Below are 20,915 nucleotides of genomic sequence, written 5' to 3' on the forward strand. Positions count from 1 at the left end.
AATTTATTAATATTTCCAACTAAAAAAGCTTGGATATCCAAGCTTTTCTAATGATGGTGGTGATGCCCGCCCTTTGAAGGGTTAGTAATGAGCCATTCTTCTTTTGGTACATGGAACATTTGAATCCAGACACCATCTAAGAATTCATCGCCTTTTTCAAGGATGAAATCAATGTCCTTGTCCGTTTGTACAACTTCATCTTTTGCTGTTGGTGTATCAAGCTTTAAATCATAATGTGCATGATCTCCATGCATATGTGTAACGAAAATACGGAATAACTTTCCTTCCGCTTCTTCACCTTCCATCATTTTTTTCAGGGCTTTTGCTGCGTGACGATTAATTTTGACCTTCATGCTTGTCTCTCCTATTCTTATGTACTTATTACCATTATCCCATTTCCAGACTGAAATAGACAAATTTTTTACTCCTGTGATGCCATTCAAAATGTCTGGATACAAAAAAGTCCCTCCATTGGAAAAAGTAGGAGGGAGCTACTTTAATCTTTTATCTTTTTTACTTCAATTAATATGATATGGTGTCCTGTGATTTCTTTTATTTTAAAAGTAAAGCCTTCTTCGATAATTTCATCACCCTTCTTGGCATCAAAATTTCGAGTGAGAAACCATCCACCGATGGTATCCATCTCCTCATCTGATAAATTCGTACCAAGAATATCGTTGACTTCATTCACTAGAACTTTACCGTTGAATAAATAATGATCCGTATTTTGTTTCCGAATCTCGGCTACTTCATCCATATCATATTCGTCACGTATTTCTCCAACAATTTCTTCAAGGATATCTTCAACCGTTACCAGTCCCGATGTTCCGCCGTATTCATCTAGCAGGATTGCCATATGTGAGCGATCTTTTTGCATTCTAACCAATAAATCATGGATAGGAATCGTTTCGATAACGCGAATGACAGGCTTTAAAATCGTATCTAAGGAAGAATTTTTTAAAAATTCTTCCTTAGAAATTTCAGCTGTCAAAATTTCCTTAATGTTAATCAATCCTAAAATATTGTCCTTATCACCATCGGCAACAACTGGATAGCGTGTATATTTTTCTTTTTTAATCACATCTCGAACAACTTCAAGACTGTCATTAATATCGACAGTAACCATTTCAACCCTCGGAACCATGATCTCCTTTGCAATTCTTTCATCAAATTCAAAAATATTATTTACGTATTTTAATTCATTCTGATTGATTTCTCCGCTTTTATAACTTTCTGAAAGAAGAATCCTTAATTCCTCTTCAGATAGGGCTAACTCTTGCTCAGAAGCAGGTTTTAAACCAAACAAGCCTGTTAGCAATCGTGCAGAGCCATTTAGGACCCAAATAAAAGGGTACATGATCTTATAAAACCAAATAATAGGTTTTGAAAACCGAAGTGTAATCGCTTCTGCTTTCTGAATCGCCACGGTTTTTGGCGCCAATTCTCCAATAACGACATGCAAAAAGGTGACGGATGCAAAGGCAATACCAAAGGATAATATATGCGATACAGATGCATTTAACTCCAGCTCTACAAACACAGGATAGAGGATTGCCTCTACGGTCGGCTCCCCTAGCCAGCCTAGCCCTAAAGCAGTTACCGTAATCCCAAGCTGACAGGCAGACAAATATTCATCTAGATGACCTGTTACATGTTTTGCTGCTTTTGCCCCTTTTTTACCTTCTGCTATCAATTGATCGATTCTAGAACCTCTTACTTTTACGATGGCAAATTCTGTTGCCACAAAAAAAGCTGTTAATGCAATTAAAAGTGCGACAAGAAGTAGATTAATGATTATCAATGTAATACCTCTTTAATTTAAGGCAGCAGACTTAATGTTAAATACTGCTGCCTTTTCTTTTTTTACTTTCAGTTTTCCTTCTGATAGTGTAAATTATGATAAATTTGATGATTCTATTTTGCCTGTTTCTTGATGTTTATCTTTGGAAAAGAACCAGCCAACAACTGCAATTCCAACTAATACCAGATAAAAGGTAACTTTCCATCCTGTAGAATGGGCAAAATCTTCACTTAGAATCGCTAATGATGGATGTGATAGGGTATAAACAGCTAATTTTACCCCAACCCAGCCTACAATCATAAAGGCAGCGATTTCAAGCCCAGGTTTTCTTTCAAGAAGTTTAACAAATAAGTTGGCAGCAAAACGCATAATGATCAATCCGATGATACCTCCGGCAAAGATCACTAAAAACTTTCCGCCATCAAGTCCGCCAATATTTGGGAGTGGAGTATCTGGTAGAACTACTGCAAGTGCAACTGCAGCTAGGATTGAATCCACCGCAAAGGCAATATCAGCCAATTCCACCTTAAAAACAGTAGCCCAAAATCCACTTTTCTTAACGGGCTTGTCATCCTTCTTTTCTTCCTCTTTCTTAATAAACACTTTTCTAAAGATATGATTAATCGCCATAAACAATAAATAAAGTGCGCCAATCGCTTGAACTTGCCATACGTCTACAAGGAATGAGATAGCGAATAGTGAAACGAAACGGAAAACGAAGGCACCGGCCAATCCGTAAAATAAGGCCTTTTTTCGTTCTTCTTCAGGGAGATGCTTTACCATAATCGCAAGTACCAGGGCATTATCAGCCGCTAACAAACCTTCTAGTGCCACTAAAACAATTAGCACCCATCCATATTCCAGCAAAAGTGTTAAGTCCATTAATAAATCCTCCTCAGTAGTGTGTAGTGTAGTAAAATATTCCTTTGCTGCAAATAAAAAGGCCTTTACCCATTGCGGTAAAGGCCTTTAAAAACACAAAAAGACCTTTACCGTTTATGCAGTAAAGGTCTTGCTAACAACATCACGTTGCCAATAAAGCCGGAGAATTTACATTCTCGGAATGACGACTTTATTGTCCAGCTACTCCCCTTTAAAAAGGAAATATTTTATTAATATCAATATATACTAGGTTAAATGTTACTGTCAATCATTAATTTTAAAGTCCATAAATTTCAGAGTATTTTTTCTCAAAATATTCAACGAGATAATCGGCATTTAATGGTTCACCTGTTACCTTGACGATTAAATCATTGGGTGCGTAAAGCTTGCCATGATAATGAATGTTTTCTTTTAACCATTCTTGGATGACTGAGAACCGTCCATTTTCAATATGGTGATAGAAGTCAGGAAGATCCTTCTGAATGGAGTGAAGAATTTGGGCTGCATACAGATTTCCTAGTGAATAGGATGGGAAATAACCGATCCCGCCAAAAGACCAATGAACATCTTGAAGTACCCCTTCTGTATCAGTGCTAGGCGTAATGCCGAGATAATCCTTCATTTTTTGATTCCAAATAGATGGAAGGTCTTTAACCTCAATCTCACCTGCAATTAACGATTTTTCAATTTCATATCGAAGCATGATATGAAGGTTATACGTAAGTTCATCTGCTTCTACACGAATAAAGGATGGTTTGACTGTATTAATCGCTCGATAGAAGTCATCAACCGTTACAGTCCCAAGCTGCTTCGGAAAATGCGCTTGTAGATTTGGATAAAAATATTGCCAAAATTCCTTGCTTCGTCCAACCATATTTTCTAAAAATCTCGATTGGGATTCATGAATACCAAAGGAAGAACCGCTCTGAAGAACCGTATCCTCATATCCAGGATTCACCTGCTGCTCATAAATACCATGGCCAGCTTCATGAATCGTACCAAAGATGGCGGAACGAACATTTTCTGCTAAATAACGGGTCGTCAATCGCACATCACCGATATTAACGGTTTGAGCGAATGGATGTACCGTTTCGTCCAGCCTTCCTGCTTCCATGTCAAACCCGATGATTGGCAGAATATAACGATTAAAGGCTTTTTGTTGTTCGATATTATAGGATTGATTGAAAATGTGATCAGGTGTTGGTTTACCTGATTTTTGAATACGCGTAAGCAGGTTGACACTCGATTCTCTAAGCTTTGCAAATAATGGATCAAGTGTTTTTACTGTTAACCCGGGCTCGAACTCATCTAACAAGGCGTCATAAGGATGATCCTCATAGCCATAAATTTCTGCAAACTTTCGTTTAAAGGCAACAATCTTTTCTAGGTAAGGAAGATATAAAGCAAAATCATTTTTTTCTCTTGACTCTTCCCAGGCATCATTGGCCTGCCCTGTCAATATGGCGTATTGTTGAAATAGATCAGCAGGAATACTCTTTGATTTTTCATATAAATCCCTATACTCCCTAACCTTTGCTTTTGTTATTTCATCTAGTGATTCTAAGTGTTCGGATGAGGTCAAAACTGCCAGCAGTTCTCCCATTTCCTGAGAGATAGTCAATTTAAAAAGTTCCGTTCTCAATGTTCCGATCGCCTTCGCAAAATTGTTTCTTCCTTTTTTAGGCGCCATTACCTTGGCATCCCAATCTGCTAATCCGATTACACTTGAAAAATGAGTAATTTTTTCATCTAATGCATTAAATTGCTCCAATGTAGTTTGTAATATTTTGTCTACCACTTTATGTTCCATCTTTAAACAAACCTCCTCTTTCTCCCAATATATTATCGAATATCTGTTATATACCAAGCTGTTGTAAGGCGGATTCTCTGCAATCTAGTTTTCTTGAAATGAAATATTTCAAGGCTGCCATTAATATGATGAAAAGAAGCATATTTCTCCACTTTAGAACCATTTTCCCTTGTTCAGGTTGAACAATTCCCATGGCAATAAGATTCCAAAACCATTTATGGTCCGTCAACCTTTTTCCGGTATATTTTTGAGAAGTACCTTTATTTCTTTTTTTCGCCCAAATTAAAATAATGACTACATCTAAAACAGATGCCAAGGTAAGAGCTGAAATGATAAATGGATTCGATGGTTTCCACCTATCCTTTGTGTCAGCGCTCGCAAATTCTTTTTGGACTTGCCTATCCTCATACAGCTTCATTTCCTTGTTAAAAGTAGAAGTCACCTCATTAGAACGATTACTCGCTTTTCCCGCTCCATCATAGGAGACCGCAAAAAAGATTAAGGAAATCATCAATAGGAAATAAGCCCCAAAAAAATAGATGATATGCTTAGAATTCTTTAACTTATTCAAGATGGCACACCTTCCCATAGAAAGTAATATCCTACCTAGGTAATATATTAACATTCTCTTTTTAGGGAAAATTTACATAAAGGTTACAAACAGAAAAACAGTCTAACATTATTATCATTAGCAGGAAATCCTTTACATTTTTGCGAAGTTAACCTAAAAATAATTAATAATTACCAATTTTAAATTGGATATACTAACGGTACATACTATGGGTATTTAGGATGTGAAACGGTTTGGAGAAAAAGAAGAAGAAAAAGTCTCATTTCCCGGTACGATTAAATCTTTTATTTTTTAGCGTTTTCGTATTATTTTCCATCCTGATTTTAAGACTTGGCTTTGTACAAATTGTATATGGTGAAAATTTCAAACGGGAACTGGAACGGAAAGAAGATATTACCATCAACAATCCTGTCCCAAGAGGAAAAATGCTTGACCGTGACTACAAGGTTATTGTCGATAATTTTTCAAAGCGTGCTATTACCTATACCAATTTGGGAGCAAGTCAGAAAGAAATGCTCGAAACGGCGGAGAGATTGGCCCATTTGATTGAAAAAAAGGCCGATAAAGTGACGGTTAGAGATAAGAAAGATTTTTGGATATTAAAGAACCCCCAACTTGCAGAAAACAAAATAACCGATAAAGAAAAAGCTTTATTTAAAGCCAAGAAATTAAAGGACAATGATTTATATAAACTGAAGCTTGACCGTATAACAGAGGAAGAGTTAAGTAAATTGACACCAGAAGAGCTAGAAATCCTTGCCATTTATCGAGAGTTTACGAGTGGCTACAAGTTCACACCGCAAATTGTTAAGAACGAAGATGTGACGGACGAAGAATTTGCGATTGTCAGTGAACATCTCCAATCCTTGCCTGGTGTAGATACAACGACCGATTGGGAACGATCCTACGCCTTTGATAAAACACTCAAATCCATCTTAGGCAACGTAACAAAAACCGAGGAAGGACTACCGGCTGAAAGGCTTGATCATTTTTTATCTTTAGGCTACAGCCGGAATGACCGTGTTGGAAAAAGCCAATTGGAAATGCAATATGAGGACGTACTTCATGGTCACAAAGCAAAAGTAAAAACCGTAACGGATAAAGCAGGTAATGTCATTGAGACCGAAGTTGTCTCCAATGGTAAACCAGGCAAAGATCTTGTCCTAACCATTGATATGGATTTACAAATTGCTGTAGAGAAAATTATCGAGGAAGAGCTATGGGCCTTGAAAAAAACAGCAGGTGCGAATTTATTAGACCGTGCTTATGTTGTTTTAATGGATCCTAACAATGGCGAAGTTTTAGCAATGGCCGGAAAGAGAATCGTTAAGAATAGTGAAACCGGAAAGGCAGAAATGCAGGATGATGCACTAGGTACGATCACGACTACTTATAATGTCGGTTCAGCTGTAAAAGGTGCTACTATTTTAACCGGTTTTAAAACAGGAGTAATAAAGCCCCGAACTAGAATAAATGATCAAGGGATAAAAATTAAAGACACTCCGATCAAAAAATCATATGCCTATTTGGGTACTCTAGATGATGTCCAAGCATTAAAATTATCATCAAACGTTTATATGTTCCATACAGCCATTCGAATTGGAAAAGGTAACTACCAATACGATCAGCCATTAAGTCTTGCACCAAATACTTCCGAAATTATCAGGAATTCGTTTGCTAGCTTTGGCCTCGGATCGAGAACTGGAATTGACCTTCCGAATGAATCAGTTGGTTTAAAAGGTTCAAGCAAACTCCCAGGACATATTATGGACCTTGTTATTGGTCAATATGACACCTACTCTCCGATGCAGCTAGCACAATATATATCTACAATTGCTAATGGCGGCAACCGGATGAAGGCACATATAGTCAGAGAAATTCGCGATACCTCAGTAAATAATGGAGAAATCGGTCCCGTGTTTCAAGAAACGAAACCAACTATACTAAATACTATTGATGCTGAACCTGACTGGATGGAACGAGTTCAATTGGGGTTTAAAAAAGTTTATCAGGAACCCGGTGGTACAGCCTTTAAGAGTTTTGCTGGTGCAGCTTACTCCCCTGCAGGAAAAACTGGGACTGCAGAAGCGTTTTATGATGGACCAGAACGCTGGAAATTTGGGAAGGAACCACCTCCTGTCATTAATTTAAGCTTAGTCACCTATGCCCCAAGCTCAAATCCTGAAGTAGCGATGTCTGTTATCGTTCCGTGGGCATACCAAGGAAAAACAGATAACGGGGCAAATTTTAGAATTGGAAAAAGAGTAATGGATACATTTTTTCAAATGAAGAGTAATTGACCAACAAAAATCGTCCGGGATTACAGTTCCGGACGTTTCCATTCATTTTTTTATTTGCCTTATTTTTTCATATACCAACAACAGAAGCATCGTCATCGTTGATCCTTTTCCATCAGTGACAGAATTCTCTCTTTTGGCGTCCAACAGTTAAACTTATAATTTGTTTTTGTTTCATATCCCAATCGCTTGCAAAAGTAAATCATTCTGTTTGTTTTTTTCTCCGCTATAAAATACTTGCATGTTGCACAGCAATGGTAATCTTTCATTCCCCTTCTCACCCACCTAAATTACATAACTATTAATTATTCATTCATATTTTGTTCATACTTTTTCGTTAAAATAGGTTTAGGTTCAGTTAGTGAACCAATCCTCCGCCCCCTTTTAACATATATTGCTAAAAATGGCCCAGCTAAAAATAGCTGGGCCATTTTTTTGTACAAATTTCCTAATGTCATATCACGAATTTATCCATTAGCCCTTAATAGTTAAGGAGGTATACTTCCTTAGTTCCTTGTCAATACCAATACTATAACGAACGATGGAGGTGTTATTGGATGAAGGGAATATATTTTATTAATGAACGGGAAAGCATAAATGATCTATCAAAGGAGTCTAGCTCTGTATTACAGAATCAAGCAATTTTACATTTCATTGAAACCAATCGTATTCAAGTGATTAGACTAAATCCATACCAAATTCATGATTACTATACGATTCTACACGCACTGCTATATGATTTAAAAAAGGAAAAAAACTATTTTGATTGTTTCATTTATTACTCTGAGCAAATGATAGAAGATTTCAAAAATACCTACCCTGCTAAATGGCTCATTCTAAAAAGTTTTTTTAAAGTGCTGATTAATCTCGAGGAGCACAATAAATTATCAAAACAAAAAATTATTTAATCAACGGATTCCTTCGACATTTTTCGATACATATAAATAAAGTTGATCAAGAAAATGATCAGCAAATATCCACCATACAGGCCAAAGGATAGAAGTTTATTATCGCTAAAAGCTGCACCAGCATAGGATAAAATTAAAATGTTTGGGATCTTGCCAATGGTAGAAGCAAAAAAGAATATTACCCCATTCACCTTACTTAATCCACAAATAATATTAACAACAGGTGCGGGAATAATCGGAATCAACCGACAAGTTAGAATTGCCATAAATGAATTTCGATTAAGAAAAGCCTCATATTCCTGTACTTTTGGGTATTTCTGCAGCTTCTCTTGTGCAAAATCCCGAAATCCATATCTGCTTAAAAAGAAGAATACCATCGTGCCAATCATTGCCCCAGTTAAGGAAATGATCCCCCCTTGTGTTGTACCGAAAACTCCACCAACCACACCTGCTAAAACCGGAAACGGAATAACGGGAAAAAAGACACAAATTGCTACTAGCAAGATACTTATCCAAACAGATAGAAAGCCCCCCGCTTTAATTAATGACATTAATTCATCCTTTTGAAAAATCCCAACTGCAATAATGATCAATAAAATACAAATACTTACAAGTCTTTTCCCCATCGAATTCTCCTAGTTTAATAAATTTAACTTCATTATAATGGCTAATACCCCGTTCATAAACTTTAAATTCAAATAGTTTTGTAACTTTTAAAAAAGAGTATTGTAGATATATTGTAACAAAGATTTCATCCACGAAAGAAAGACAAATTTATAATAAATGAAGGAAATAACTTATTATCGAAAAAATTTAGATAAAGTTTGGTGATAAATATGCAAGGAATTGGAAAAGGACATCCTCATAGGATGAGTGAAATCGGTAAAGGAATCGATTACGACGTAAATCCATTTATCGTCATCTGGGAGGTAACACGTGCCTGCCAGCTTAGATGTGTTCACTGTCGAGCCGATGCCCAGCTCACACCCGATCCTCGTGAATTAACCCATGAAGAAGGAATCCATTTAATTGATCAAATCTATGAAATGGATAATCCGATGCTAGTCTTTACTGGCGGGGATTGTATGTTGAGAGAAGACCTTTTTGAACTTGCTGACTATGCCATTAAAAAAGGTATGCGTGTCTCGATGACACCAAGTGCAACTGCAAATGTCACAAAGGAAAAAATAGAACGTGCCAAGGAAGTTGGACTTTCCCGCTGGGGCTTTAGTCTTGATGCACCAACTGCTGAAATACACGATCATTTCCGCGGAGTTCCAGGATCGTTTGAGTTAACTCTTGAAAAAATTAAATACTTAAATGAATTAAATATGCCATTACAGATAAATACCGTTATTTCCAGGTATAATTACGACCACCTAGAAGAAATGTCAAAGCTTGTTTCTGAGCTTGGTGCGGTAATGTGGTACATATTCCTCCTTGTTCCCACGGGGAGAGGCCAAATGGACGCTTGTATTACTCCAGTTGAGCATGAAAAAGTTTTCCGATGGTTATATCAATTAAGTAAAACAGCTCCATACGATATTAAAACAACAGCTGCCCAGCATTACCGCCGTGTAGTTTTACAAGAAAAAGCACGTGACCATGTGATTGAGAAAGGCGAAATTCGATATGAAGATTCCATCACAACCGATTTCGCCTCAATGCATGATGGCTTAAAACGAGCACCTAAAGGAGTAAATGACGGTAATGGTTTTGCGTTTGTTTCTCATATTGGGGATGTCATGCCAAGCGGTCTGCTTCCAATCGTGGGCGGCAACATTCGAGAAACGCCGTTAGCAGAAATCTATCGTAAAGCCAAGGTTTTTAAAGAACTCCGTCAACCTGACAAATATAAAGGAAAATGTGGTGTTTGTGAATACGACAATATTTGCGGAGGCTCACGTTCAAGAACCTATGCCGTAACGGGTGATTATTTGGAAAGCGAGCCATTCTGCGTATATATACCACAAGTTATGCGAAATTAAATAACCGTAATATTATAATAATCAAGGCTAAGGCATTCCTGCTCGTTTGGAATGCCTCTTCACTTATTCCACTAAACCTGTATCTTCAATTTGAACCTTCGTATTTACTTTGAATTTAATCGTGGGATAGATTCGCCGCCAAGTTTCCCAATCATCTATTTCAAAATGTCGACTTCGATAGAGAAGACCGAAACCAATCGGATCGACATTCGCTTTCTGCATCTTTGCGAGAGTCTTTTCAAACGCTTTATTTATTTCAGTACTTGCTATTTTTTCATATTTGTAAAGATCATTATTGTTTATACTAAACAAAGCCTCTTCTAACCTTCCATTTATGAATACATCAACCTTTATATAGGGCTCCTTTTGATTTTTTGTGATTATCTTATATTTCGTTTTTACTTTTCCAGTATCAATGATGAAAGTTTTACCCTCTTTCCCAATTTTTAAAGCACTTTTAGATTCATGCTTTAAAAAGAAATTCAATATCTTTGTTTCTTCTGGTGTTAGAGTAACCTTTAATTGTTTTTTATCTAATAATCCCACTTTATTGATTTCAAACAATTCTTTTTTTGCTTCAATGATCGGCAAATAAGGGTCAAGTCCCCTTTCACTGAAACGCTTTTTAAAGTCAAAAAGAAATTCTGAGATAATATAAGCTGATTCTGAGCCGTCTCTTCCCAATGCCAGAAACAGGGAATTAGAAGGAAGTCGTTCTGTTTTAGGCGTCACTTTCAGTACATCTATTGCCGAAGGCTTGCCAACTGCCACCCACGAAACCTCTTGGATATCTCTCCTTCTAACAAACCAATAGTAAAGGTTTGGTTCCATCGTTGGCTTTAATACATCTTGATTATAGATGATTACTTTCGCATGGCTAAAATCTATTTCTTTATCGACTTTTGTTTTTATAATCCTTACTGCCTCTGAAATGGAATCAGCCTCTTCGGAGACGATAAAGGATTCATTCGACTTTTCTTCAACAACAGGAACCGCAAACTTAAGACTGATGAGGAACTTCTTTTCACTATTTTTCGCTGGATCAATCCCAATACTCACAACAAATAAACGTTTATCGATATCCTTAAAGCCGCAACCAGACAACAAATACGGTATTATCATGCATAGAAGTACGATACTGATTGGTTTTACGTAAATCCTCAGAATCTCCGCCTCCTAAGAATAAAGAAAAAGCCTAACACACCGACAATTTCGAAGAAAAATCGTGTGGTTAACCAAAAAATAATGATTTTTTCTGGACTAATTAAATCAATCCTAGAAACTATCAAAAGCGATAAACTTAAAAAAATAACCAACACAAGCCAATTCTTCTTTTTACTAGCATTTTGTGAATATGAGCCCTTAATCAATTCATAGGCTACATGCCAATGGACAGAAACGCTTAATAAAGTAATGCTGACATACAACATAAGAAATATGAATAATGCTCGTTCTATCGGACTATAAACCATCCTAAGAGAATCAGACGTCATGATCCACGGGTACATATATTCATGGACGCCATCTGCACCATGTATTCCAATCGGAATAAAAACTGTCGTAAACAAATTCATAACTGCTAAACCAAAGATAAAAACCAAATTAATACTTTTGATTTTCTCCTTGAACAAACGGTTGAAGATAATGATGTTGGCGTAACCTGAAAAGGCATATGTTGCAACTGCAATAGGTACCATCTTAGGTGGAGTGAAAAAATGGGTGCCGATTTCAAAAATAGAGTTCCAGCTTAAATAGTCACTTACTAAAGCTTTAAAGAAAATAAATCCTATCAATGGAACGTTTATTAGTAATACAATTTCTAGCAAGTACATAACCTTTTGTGTCGGAAATTGAATCACAAAACATATAACAGCTACAAATATAGCCATTAGCCACACCTTTGAAAGTTCAGGATTAATAAAGCGATGAAGAATATCGATAAAACCAAGCAGGGATAACAGCCCGGCACTAAACCAGAAGGTAGAAAATCCGACAAGCAAGCTTATTTTAAAAGGCTTTTTCAATTTATTATCGATGATTTCCGGCAGACCTCTACCCAGGAATCGCGCATAAACTTTTGTATTCAGATAAATCAAACCCATCGAAATGAAAATAGCGATGATGATGCTCATAATCACTCCATCAAATCGGTAACTAATGAGAATTTTGGGCACGAAAATGATGATATTCGTAAACATATTTAGAAGCATTAAATATAAAAAATAACGATTCATTCCCACCACTCAATTTCCTCTTAAATTAACTTTTTGTTGGTTTGTTTTCGATAAAGGAGAAAAACGGTTTTCCGAAACTATCAAGACTGACCATATAGGCAATCAAAAAGAAAAATCCAATGATCACGCCAACTAATCCATAAAAAATGGATAATAACAAAATAATATACTTTGAAATTCTTACAGCAAAGCTAAAGATACTAATGGGGATAACAAAATTGGAGATGGCACCTAATGAAACAATAATAATCATAATATTACTGACAAGTCCCGCTTCGGTCGCTGCCTGACCTAAAATTAAGCCTCCAACCGTCGTAGCTGTCGGGCCAATCGCTTTCGGCAGCCGAATACTAGCTTCCATCAATAACTCCATCATGATTAGCATGAGGAATACTTCAATAAATGAAGGATAAGGAACAGCACTGCGGCTTCCTGCAACGGAGAGTGCTAATTGAACTCGTAAGACCTCCGGATTATAGCTTGTCATCGCTACATACAAGGCTGGCAGCATGGTACTGGTAAACAATCCAATATATCTAAGTGTAAGTAGAAATATACCGATCCAATAGGTTTGGTAGATATCCGCCATCGACGACATTAAATCCTTCATAACAGTCGGCATCAAGACGGCGAAGGGAGAACCTGAAACGAGTAAAATGATTTTTCCTGCTGCGAGATTAATCGCAACACGATCAGGTCTTTCCGTTACCATAATGGTAGGAAACAATGTCCTTTGCGATTTTTTTGTAAGATCCAACAATTGTTCACCTGATTGGAACATCTTGATTTTAACCGATGAAAGGAATTTTTTTACTTCCTGCAGTGCCATATTGTCAACGGTATTAGAATCGTAAAGGATCATAACTGGCGTCCTAGAAATTACTCCTAATTTCGTTGACTCCACCATTAATGTAGATTCTGGATAACGATGACGAATCAGTCCAAGATTTGTCGGCAAACTTTCACTAAACCCTGATTGTGGTCCTTGAATCGTCGTTTCAACCGTTGTGTCTAAGACTGAACTATTTTTATCAATTTTAGTATCTAATAAGAAAATCGCATCTTGATAAAAGAGAACAGCGACCCCGGCAAGTAATTCCTCGACCGTTTTTTGTTCGTTTTCAAATGTTTTCACCTTTGGATGCGAATGCAGATAGCTTAAGAATCTCTCAGGGGTATAAATCTCAAAAAACGTCTTAATCAGTAACTCCTGAAGCTGGGCTTCATCACTAATCGATTTTATATACAAAACTTCTAAATATTTTTCTTTCGTTTGGATTTCCTTGAAAACAACATCCTCAGCTTTTTGAATTTGTGCTTTTAAGGATTCTTGGATGGATTGCACTTTATTAAATGTCATCCGTCTCCCCCTTAATAAGAACTTTCTCCTTACCTTTCCTCGAGGAATGGAATTTTATTCCGTAAATAAGATATCCACTTTATAAAAGGAATCTCCTTTGAAAAATGATGGTAATATCGTTATCATAGAAATGGATGAGATTTAAAGGTTAACAGAAATTAGGTGTTTTAAATGATTAGAACGATGGCGGTCACCCATGATCATCGGCTTATTGCAAATTTACATGTGAAAGAGTTATTGATGGGAAATTTTCTTTGGTACTGGATCGATTTTCGAGAGCCTACGGAAAATGAAATCCAATTATTATCCGATCCACTGGAATTCCATCCATTGTCCATTGAGGATTGTATCTTCACTCTACAACGTCCGAAGTTGGATTATTATGATGAATATACATTCTTTGTTACCCAAACTATAAATCCTGTTTCGATTACAAAAGATGAAATTAATTTTTTTCTTGCAAAAAACTTTATCGTAACTTTTCATCACCAACCTTCCCAAGAAATACATGAGGTCTGGGAACGCTTGTCTCAAACAAAAAGTTTAAAAAAATGGAACCCGACACAAGTCCTTTATCATGCCCTTGATAAAATGGTCGATAATTATTTCCCTCTCGTCTATCAAATTGAGGATACCTTAAATGAAATTGACGAAAACTCTAAGGGAGTATCGATGGAAGTATTATTAGAAAAACTTTTTGATACCAGGCACGATCTACTTACCTTGAGACATACGATCACCCCAATGAGAGATTTAGTCTATCGTATTATTAATTCACAACGACTTACAGATATGAAAGTAAAAGTTGAATATTTCTCTGATATCCATGATCATTTACTAAAACTTTCAGAATTAATTGAAGCCAATCGTGAGCTAACGATGGATATTCGTGATAGCTATATTTCATTAAATTCGCATCAAACGAACCGGGTAATGAAGGTGCTTACCGTCATAACCACGATTTTTATGCCACTCACCTTTATTGCAGGAATATATGGGATGAATTTTCAGCATATGCCTGAGCTATCCTGGAAATACGGATATTTTATTACGCTAATTTTGATGTTTCTCGTAGGCTTTGGAATGTCATTATGGTTTAAAAGTAAAGGATGGTTCAAATAGTAAAAATGAATTAATTAGTTGTATAATAGGCAAGAGTGAAGAGACTGAAAGGAGTTATCGCTTTGGAAAATAAAACTCTCGAAGATACAATGAAGCTTTTAGTTGATTTAGTGTCCATCCCAAGCCCATCAGGGAATACCAATGAAGTCATTACCTATGTAGAAAAATACCTAGCGGAGTTGCAGGTGAAAACGACACGAAACCGGAAGGGCGGACTTATTGCCACGCTTGAAGGGAAAGACTCGAGGCAGCACCGGATGCTTACAGCACATGTTGATACACTTGGGGCAATGGTGAAGGAGATAAAGGCTAATGGCAGGCTGAAAATCGACCTAATTGGTGGTTTCAAATATAACTCGATTGAAGGCGAATACTGTCAAATTGAAACTAGCAGCGGAAAGAAAATTACAGGTACTATCCTTATGCATCAAACCTCCGTCCATGTTTATAAGGATGCTGGAAAAGCTGAGCGAAATCAAGAAAATATGGAAATACGAATTGATGAAAAAGTACATAATGCTGAAGATATTAGAGCACTTGGAATTGAAGTCGGTGATTTTGTCTCTTTCGATCCGCGTGTAGAAGTAACACCTAACGGATTTATTAAATCCCGCCACTTAGACGATAAGGCAAGCGTAGCGATTTTGCTACAGTTAATCAAACAATTAAAAACAGAAAACATCACATTACCGTATACGACTCATTTCTTAATTTCGAATAATGAGGAAATTGGATATGGAGGTAACTCCAATATTACGCCTGAAACGGTTGAATATTTAGCGGTTGATATGGGGGCAATGGGTGACGGACAATCCACAGATGAATACACCGTATCTATCTGTGTTAAAGATGCAAGCGGCCCCTATCATTATGAACTTCGGAAAAATTTAGTCCGCCTTGCTGAAGAAAATAATATTCAATATAAATTAGATATATATCCCTTCTATGGGTCGGATGCATCTGCCGCCATTCGTGCTGGTCATGATATTGTTCATGGCTTAATTGGCCCTGGAATTGACTCATCCCATGCCTTTGAGAGAACTCATGAATCATCGCTTGAAAATACAGCAAAGCTTTTATATCATTACGTTCAATCAAAATTAGTGATATAATTGGATAGTGTTAAACATATCCCATAGGAGGAGCTTTCAATGCTTTCAAATATAGGAGTGCCGGGTTTAATTTTGATTCTTGTCCTTGCATTAATTGTTTTTGGACCAAATAAGCTTCCTGAAGTTGGCCGTGCTGTAGGAAAGTCCATTCGTGAGTTTAAACGGGCAACGAATGGTTTAGCAAGTGATATTAAAGAAGAGTTAAAAGATGATCTGAATGAGCCTAAAAAAGACAAAGTGGAACTAAAGAAATAAGAAAAGCTCAAACGCCTTGTCCAGGGGCGACAGGCATAAGACGAGCCGGCGAGAAGGTTGCTTTTTAACCTTCTTGACGGATTGACCGAAAAGTGGAGCCGGAACTAGACACGCTTATGACCCGAGCCCCTAGGCGCTGGAGCTAGACAATTCTCAAAGTCGATTTTTATACTTTCTTATCAATTAAAAAAGTGCAAGATGTCATCCATCTTGCATTTTTTATTTCTACCTTCTTGATTTATCCGTAAATGTCTGGAATTGATTCATTAATTTTTTTCGTGATTTATCATTTCGCAATAAATAGGCTGCACCTAATGCTACAGTTGACATCATTAACGTTTTTCTGTTCATCATCTTACCTCCTTGAAATGGGATTACCTTTTAAAGGTTTCCCATTTATTTAATATTTAGCAAATAAAAGACGCCATTTTTTTTGGGGGAATGGCGTCTCTCTTCTTTATTTATTGATCATTTCTTTCATTTTTTCATTATGCTGTTTCGTTTGTTCCAGTAATTGGTTTAGCAGTTCTGCAGCCTTTTTACTGTTCTTAGCCTCGACGGCATCCTTTAATTCGTGAAAAGTTTTCATATTTCCCAGCTGTTTACCACCATGAGCTTGTTTAACGAATTCCTCTTTGGTTATTTTTCCTTCATCCAATTGCTTCTTCAATTCCTGTATTTTAGCCATTTTTTCTTGTTTCCATGTTTCACGTTTTTGAGCTAATTCAGGACTTAACCACTTATCGCGCAATTGTTTCTTTTCTTCTAATACCTTTGTCCATTCAGCCTTTTTCTCAGGGGTATACAGTTCAATCCAAATGAGAAGTTTTTGTTCCCTCTCAGCCATTTTAGCCTGCCAGTTCCGATGCATTTCTTCCTGCTTTTCACAATCACATTCTTCTGCTTCCATTTTTCCTTTTTCCAACTGCGAATCTTTCACCGGCATTTTTTCAGCTAGTACCTCATCTGCAGCTGGCATCGACCCATTTGCTGCGACGATACCAGGAATCGATAGCATTAAGCTAAAAACGAATAGTAACATTTTAATCATCATCATAATCTCCTTCCTATCTATGCAGATTTATCCAATTTTAGACACGAAATTATCATTCCCCAGATTGGTATAAATAATTTACCATTTTGACAAATTTTTAGCTAAAATCTACTTGTTTACATAGAATAAATATCGTAATCTATAACCATGTTAGATATGTGAATTATTTCACAATGAACTTATGTTGTTAGTTCGTTATTTTTTGTGATGAAATTGTGATTTATTTCACAAATTGAATAATATTTTTCATAGGAGAGGAACTACATGAAAAGGCCTAAAATAGTAATCCTAGGAGCCGGTTACGGTGGGATCATAACCGGGAAAAAATTAGAAAAATTGCTTAAATCCGGTGAAGCTGACGTTACCCTTATCAATAAACATGACTACCATTATATTACAACACAACTACATAAAACGGGTGCTGGAACGGCAGCTGACCGTCAGATCGCAATGTCTATACCTGAGCTTATCAATCCTGAGAAAACACGGTTTATCAAGGGTTCTGTTAAAGCAGTTGATACGAGGATGCAAACCGTAATTCTTGAAGGCGGAGATACAGTAGATTACGATTATTTATTAATTGCATTAGGCTTTGATATCGAAACATTCGGCATACCTGGTATTAAAGAACATGCTTTTGCCATTCGGAGCTTTAGAAGTACAAAAGCCATTTATCATCAAATCATCCGACAATTAACCAAATTCAAGGAAGACAATGATCCTTCCCGATTAACATTTGTAGTTGCGGGTGGAGGCTTTACCGGTATTGAAATGCTGGGTGAACTAGCTGAAGGGCTGCCTAAGCTTTGTAAAAAATATGATGTTCCTTTTGAAAAAGTAAAGATAGTTGCAGTAGAGGCGGCTCCATCTGTTATTCCTTTCTTTCCAAAGGAATCCATCCAATATACAACAGAGATTTTAGAAAAGTTTAATATTGACATGTATATGGCAACAAAAATCTTAGAATGTACGCCTGAAAAAGTAATTCTTGAAAATGATATTGTTATCCCTACGCGAACATTAATCTGGTCATGCGGGGTTAAAGGGAATCCAATCGTCCAACATTGTGGTTTACCAATCGAGAAAGGAAAATTGCCAGTCGATTCCTTCTTACGAGTAAAAGGTACGAGTAATGTATTTAGTATAGGTGACTGCGCATTATTTATGAAAGATGAGAAGAGTGCCCTTCCTCCTACTGCACAAGTTGCCTTGCAGGAAGCTGATGTATGCGCAAAAAACATCGTTTCAACTTTACGTGGCGGCAGTTTGAAAGACTTTGAATATCATCATAAAGGCTCTGTCGCATCCATCGGTGTATGGGCAGCGGTAGGGAAGGTTGGGAAATTTAGACTATCTGGCTTGTTCGGCGCCTTTATGAAACAAGTGATTGAAGCCCGATATTTATTAAATCTAGGCGGTCCGTCTTTGATTATCAAGCAGCATTTTGCTGTCAATAAGGATCCTGTGCAAATCTCAGTTAAACAATAATCCAATATCCCAAAGCTGGTAGGATCCCCTCTAATACCAGCTATTTGATAGAACATCTTAATTGTCAGTCCTGCCTTCATCCCCCAATATAAGGCAGAAAGAACCTCCTTTCTCTCATTGAAAAGGAGGTTCTTTATTTCATTAATAGACATCTTTTTTTGTAAATACGAAAAAGGATACGAACAGTGCGGCTGCCCACCAAATGAATAGTACGGTCATCGAAAACGCAAGCGTCATCCCTTCAATTGGCGGTGGACTGCCGCTCATATAGTTTGTTAAGCGCAAATTTACCATAAAAAAATATTTAGCGGACTCCCAAGATGCCACCATATTACTGAGTAAAACCCCTGAAATCAAGGCCGCTAACATAATCCCCATACCTGCCGCCGTGCTTCGTATTAAAACAGACAGCATAAATGATAAGGTTCCGACTACTATGGCTACGAACCAAACAAGACCAAAGTCCATAAATAAAAACTGCCATTGGTTGATTAATTTCACATTTTTTATATTTAATCCCGCTTCAGTAAAGGTAAATCCCGTAAGGACTGGTGCTCCCCATCCTTTAAAGCCGAAAACAAGGCCAGAAATAAAATATGAGAGAATCCCGGCCATTGCAACAATAAGGGAAATGGCTAGAATCAAGGTAATATACTTACTTAATAGAATCTTCCATCGTCTTACTGGCCTCGTTAATAATAACTTAATCGAGCCCTGACTATGCTCGGATGATACGATATCACTGGCAATCACCATTACCATCAGAGGAATAAATAGTTCAATCGAACTTTCCAGGAAAACTCTAATAAATGTTGGTGCACCCGGTTCAGAAGGATTAATATCATGATCAAGATAGTACTGATTTTGCTGGAGACTGACTTGAATTTGTTCTCGCCACTCATCAGAAATACGGCTTGAACCTAGGCGATTTTGCTGGTCAATAATTCGCTGCTGAAGGATCGTCCGCCAATCATCCGTTCCTAGTTTCTCCCTTTGGGTTTTTACCTCCTTATATTGTGCATAGGTAAATAAGGCAACGAGGACGGCAATAATGATTCCAATGACAATTAACCGCTTTTTAGCGATTAGTTTCATCATTTCATTTTGGATTAATTTATTCAATCTTATTTCCCTCCGTCAATTCGAGGAACAGGTCTTCTAATACAGGTAATTTCCTATTCATTTCCGTAACAGAAATCCCGGCTTCCACAAGGAGTTTGTTCCATTCGGGTGTTTTTATTTCATGGAACTCTGTTAAGATGGTACCCTCTTCCGTTTCTTCAATTGAGGTAACAGTACTCAAAACCTGTTTCCCCTTTTCATAAGGTTTAAGCCTCCAAACCACTCTTTCTCGATTGGCTAACAGCGTTTGGACAGAATCAATTCGTATAATAGAGCCTTTTGAAATGATCGCAACACGGTCACACAATAGTTGGATTTCACTTAATAAATGGCTCGAAACCAGAACACTTAAACCCTCTTCTTCTGCTAAAAAACGAATGAATTCCCGCATCTCTCGAATTCCAGCCGGATCCAATCCATTAGTGGGTTCATCAAGAATCAATACTTTCGGCCTTCCTAACAGCGCCTGGGCAATCCCCAACCGCTGCCTCATACCAAGTGAATAGGTTTTGACCTTATCGTGGATCCGCTCTGTTAAGCCAACCAGTTCTGTTACTTCTCTTATTCTTTCTTCTCCAATATCATTGAGCATCCTTGCGAAGTGAAACAAATTGTCATAACCAGATAGATAAGGATACAGCTCCGGATTTTCAACGATACATCCAAGGTTTCTCATTGCACCTTCAAAGTCATTAGCAATATTGTAACCCCCAATATAGATGGTACCGGAAGTGGGTTTAATTAAACCGACTAACATCCGAATGGTTGTTGTTTTTCCAGCACCATTCGGTCCTAAGAAACCAAAAACTTCTCCTTTTTTTAAGTCAAAACTAATTCCATTAATAATTTCTTTTCCTTTGATTACTTTTTTTAAATGATGTACAGATAAAGTGATGTTCTCCATGTCCGGT

At 37.1% G+C, this 20,915-nt stretch carries 20 protein-coding genes; 7 read left to right on the plus strand and 13 right to left on the minus strand.

Going from position 1 to position 20,915, the window contains the following annotated elements; genetic code table 11:
* Positions 1-47: 47 nt before the first annotated feature.
* The 5 genes from ACWM35_RS00610 to ACWM35_RS00630 form a co-directional block, all read right to left on the minus strand.
* Positions 48-353: an iron-sulfur cluster assembly accessory protein gene (locus ACWM35_RS00610; RefSeq protein WP_454814467.1), complete on the minus strand. Its 306-nt coding sequence runs from the start codon at positions 351-353 to the stop codon at positions 48-50.
* Between the two features lie 143 nt (positions 354-496).
* Positions 497-1,801, minus strand: a complete 1,305-nt coding sequence (locus ACWM35_RS00615) for a hemolysin family protein (protein WP_454814469.1) — start codon at positions 1,799-1,801, stop codon at positions 497-499.
* A gap of 93 nt (positions 1,802-1,894) precedes the next feature.
* Entirely contained in the window at positions 1,895-2,683 is a 789-nt protein-coding gene (locus ACWM35_RS00620) for a TerC family protein (RefSeq protein WP_454814471.1), read from the minus strand.
* Between the two features lie 277 nt (positions 2,684-2,960).
* Positions 2,961-4,493, minus strand: coding sequence for a carboxypeptidase M32 (locus tag ACWM35_RS00625; protein ID WP_454814473.1), 1,533 nt, complete (start codon positions 4,491-4,493; stop codon positions 2,961-2,963).
* Positions 4,494-4,539: 46 nt separating this feature from the next.
* Positions 4,540-5,064: a hypothetical protein gene (locus ACWM35_RS00630; RefSeq protein ID WP_454814475.1), complete on the minus strand. Its 525-nt coding sequence runs from the start codon at positions 5,062-5,064 to the stop codon at positions 4,540-4,542.
* Between the two features lie 233 nt (positions 5,065-5,297).
* Here ACWM35_RS00630 and ACWM35_RS00635 point away from each other — a divergent pair, with 233 nt between their 5' ends.
* A complete protein-coding gene (locus ACWM35_RS00635; RefSeq protein WP_454814477.1) occupies positions 5,298-7,364 on the plus strand; it encodes a peptidoglycan D,D-transpeptidase FtsI family protein in 2,067 nt (688 codons plus the stop codon).
* Positions 7,365-7,918: 554 nt separating this feature from the next.
* A complete protein-coding gene (locus ACWM35_RS00640) occupies positions 7,919-8,269 on the plus strand; it encodes a hypothetical protein (protein ID WP_454814479.1) in 351 nt (116 codons plus the stop codon).
* Here the strand turns inward: ACWM35_RS00640 and ACWM35_RS00645 are convergent.
* Complete coding sequence (locus ACWM35_RS00645) at positions 8,266-8,895, minus strand: TVP38/TMEM64 family protein (RefSeq protein ID WP_454814481.1); 630 nt, start codon at positions 8,893-8,895, stop codon at positions 8,266-8,268. The genes ACWM35_RS00640 and ACWM35_RS00645 overlap by 4 nt on opposite strands.
* Positions 8,896-9,138: 243 nt before the next feature.
* On the opposite strand from ACWM35_RS00645, the gene ACWM35_RS00650 reads away from it, so the two are divergent.
* Positions 9,139-10,257 carry a TIGR04053 family radical SAM/SPASM domain-containing protein gene (locus ACWM35_RS00650; protein ID WP_454814483.1) on the plus strand — a complete coding sequence of 373 codons (1,119 nt, stop codon included), beginning with the start codon at positions 9,139-9,141 and terminating at the stop codon, positions 10,255-10,257.
* Positions 10,258-10,320: 63 nt separating this feature from the next.
* Here ACWM35_RS00650 and ACWM35_RS00655 read toward each other — a convergent pair whose 3' ends face one another.
* The 3 genes from ACWM35_RS00655 to ACWM35_RS00665 are packed head-to-tail and all read right to left on the minus strand — an operon-like array spanning position 10,321 to position 13,851.
* Positions 10,321-11,424 carry a Ger(x)C family spore germination protein gene (locus ACWM35_RS00655; protein WP_454815796.1) on the minus strand — a complete coding sequence of 368 codons (1,104 nt, stop codon included), beginning with the start codon at positions 11,422-11,424 and terminating at the stop codon, positions 10,321-10,323.
* Complete coding sequence (locus ACWM35_RS00660) at positions 11,418-12,491, minus strand: GerAB/ArcD/ProY family transporter (protein WP_454815798.1); 1,074 nt, start codon at positions 12,489-12,491, stop codon at positions 11,418-11,420. Before ACWM35_RS00660 ends, ACWM35_RS00655 begins: the two co-directional genes overlap by 7 nt.
* A 25-nt stretch (positions 12,492-12,516) precedes the next feature.
* Positions 12,517-13,851: a spore germination protein gene (locus ACWM35_RS00665; protein ID WP_454814485.1), complete on the minus strand. Its 1,335-nt coding sequence runs from the start codon at positions 13,849-13,851 to the stop codon at positions 12,517-12,519.
* A 171-nt stretch (positions 13,852-14,022) separates the two neighbouring features.
* On the opposite strand from ACWM35_RS00665, the gene corA reads away from it, so the two are divergent.
* The 3 genes from corA to tatA all read left to right on the plus strand — a co-directional run bounded on the left by corA (position 14,023) and on the right by tatA (position 16,340).
* Entirely contained in the window at positions 14,023-14,973 is a 951-nt protein-coding gene (gene corA, locus ACWM35_RS00670; RefSeq protein WP_454814487.1) for a magnesium/cobalt transporter CorA, read from the plus strand.
* An 89-nt stretch (positions 14,974-15,062) separates the two neighbouring features.
* A complete protein-coding gene (locus ACWM35_RS00675; protein ID WP_454815800.1) occupies positions 15,063-16,085 on the plus strand; it encodes a M42 family metallopeptidase in 1,023 nt (340 codons plus the stop codon).
* A gap of 39 nt (positions 16,086-16,124) precedes the next feature.
* On the plus strand, positions 16,125-16,340 hold the full coding sequence (tatA, locus tag ACWM35_RS00680; protein WP_454814489.1) for a twin-arginine translocase TatA/TatE family subunit: 216 nt from the start codon (positions 16,125-16,127) through the stop codon (positions 16,338-16,340).
* A 225-nt stretch (positions 16,341-16,565) separates the two neighbouring features.
* Here the strand turns inward: tatA and ACWM35_RS00685 are convergent, their stop codons facing one another.
* Both ACWM35_RS00685 and ACWM35_RS00690 read right to left on the minus strand, forming a co-directional pair.
* Positions 16,566-16,691: a hypothetical protein gene (locus ACWM35_RS00685; RefSeq protein WP_454814491.1), complete on the minus strand. Its 126-nt coding sequence runs from the start codon at positions 16,689-16,691 to the stop codon at positions 16,566-16,568.
* A 106-nt stretch (positions 16,692-16,797) separates the two neighbouring features.
* Positions 16,798-17,391 carry a hypothetical protein gene (locus ACWM35_RS00690; RefSeq protein WP_454814492.1) on the minus strand — a complete coding sequence of 198 codons (594 nt, stop codon included), beginning with the start codon at positions 17,389-17,391 and terminating at the stop codon, positions 16,798-16,800.
* Between the two features lie 267 nt (positions 17,392-17,658).
* Here ACWM35_RS00690 and ACWM35_RS00695 point away from each other — a divergent pair, with 267 nt between their 5' ends.
* Positions 17,659-18,882, plus strand: coding sequence for an NAD(P)/FAD-dependent oxidoreductase (locus ACWM35_RS00695; RefSeq protein ID WP_454814494.1), 1,224 nt, complete (start codon positions 17,659-17,661; stop codon positions 18,880-18,882).
* 141 nt (positions 18,883-19,023) lie between these two features.
* Here the strand turns inward: ACWM35_RS00695 and ACWM35_RS00700 are convergent, their stop codons facing one another.
* Together ACWM35_RS00700 and ACWM35_RS00705 are read right to left on the minus strand one after the other, a co-directional pair.
* Positions 19,024-20,004, minus strand: a complete 981-nt coding sequence (locus ACWM35_RS00700; protein ID WP_454814496.1) for an ABC transporter permease subunit — start codon at positions 20,002-20,004, stop codon at positions 19,024-19,026.
* Positions 19,997-20,908, minus strand: a complete 912-nt coding sequence (locus ACWM35_RS00705; RefSeq protein ID WP_454814498.1) for an ABC transporter ATP-binding protein — start codon at positions 20,906-20,908, stop codon at positions 19,997-19,999. Before ACWM35_RS00705 ends, ACWM35_RS00700 begins: the two co-directional genes overlap by 8 nt.
* Positions 20,909-20,915: the final 7 nt, after the last annotated feature.

The organism is Neobacillus sp. K501 (genome assembly GCF_053749995.1).

Bases quoted from the DNA above. Each gene is read 5' to 3' on its own strand.
- ACWM35_RS00610 (WP_454814467.1), bottom strand. From the start codon at position 353: ATGAAGGTCAAAATTAATCGTCACGCAGCAAAAGCCCTGAAAAAAATG.
- ACWM35_RS00620 (WP_454814471.1), bottom strand. From the start codon at position 2,683: ATGGACTTAACACTTTTGCTGGAATATGGATGGGTGCTAATTGTTTTA.
- ACWM35_RS00625 (WP_454814473.1), bottom strand. From the start codon at position 4,493: ATGGAACATAAAGTGGTAGACAAAATATTACAAACTACATTGGAGCAA.
- ACWM35_RS00640 (WP_454814479.1), top strand. From the start codon at position 7,919: ATGAAGGGAATATATTTTATTAATGAACGGGAAAGCATAAATGATCTA.
- ACWM35_RS00645 (WP_454814481.1), bottom strand. From the start codon at position 8,895: ATGGGGAAAAGACTTGTAAGTATTTGTATTTTATTGATCATTATTGCA.
- ACWM35_RS00650 (WP_454814483.1), top strand. From the start codon at position 9,139: ATGAGTGAAATCGGTAAAGGAATCGATTACGACGTAAATCCATTTATC.
- ACWM35_RS00660 (WP_454815798.1), bottom strand. From the start codon at position 12,491: ATGAATCGTTATTTTTTATATTTAATGCTTCTAAATATGTTTACGAAT.
- ACWM35_RS00665 (WP_454814485.1), bottom strand. From the start codon at position 13,851: ATGACATTTAATAAAGTGCAATCCATCCAAGAATCCTTAAAAGCACAA.
- corA (WP_454814487.1), top strand. From the start codon at position 14,023: ATGATTAGAACGATGGCGGTCACCCATGATCATCGGCTTATTGCAAAT.
- ACWM35_RS00675 (WP_454815800.1), top strand. From the start codon at position 15,063: ATGAAGCTTTTAGTTGATTTAGTGTCCATCCCAAGCCCATCAGGGAAT.
- tatA (WP_454814489.1), top strand. From the start codon at position 16,125: ATGCTTTCAAATATAGGAGTGCCGGGTTTAATTTTGATTCTTGTCCTT.
- ACWM35_RS00685 (WP_454814491.1), bottom strand. From the start codon at position 16,691: ATGAACAGAAAAACGTTAATGATGTCAACTGTAGCATTAGGTGCAGCC.
- ACWM35_RS00690 (WP_454814492.1), bottom strand. From the start codon at position 17,391: ATGATTAAAATGTTACTATTCGTTTTTAGCTTAATGCTATCGATTCCT.
- ACWM35_RS00695 (WP_454814494.1), top strand. From the start codon at position 17,659: ATGAAAAGGCCTAAAATAGTAATCCTAGGAGCCGGTTACGGTGGGATC.
- ACWM35_RS00705 (WP_454814498.1), bottom strand. From the start codon at position 20,908: ATGGAGAACATCACTTTATCTGTACATCATTTAAAAAAAGTAATCAAA.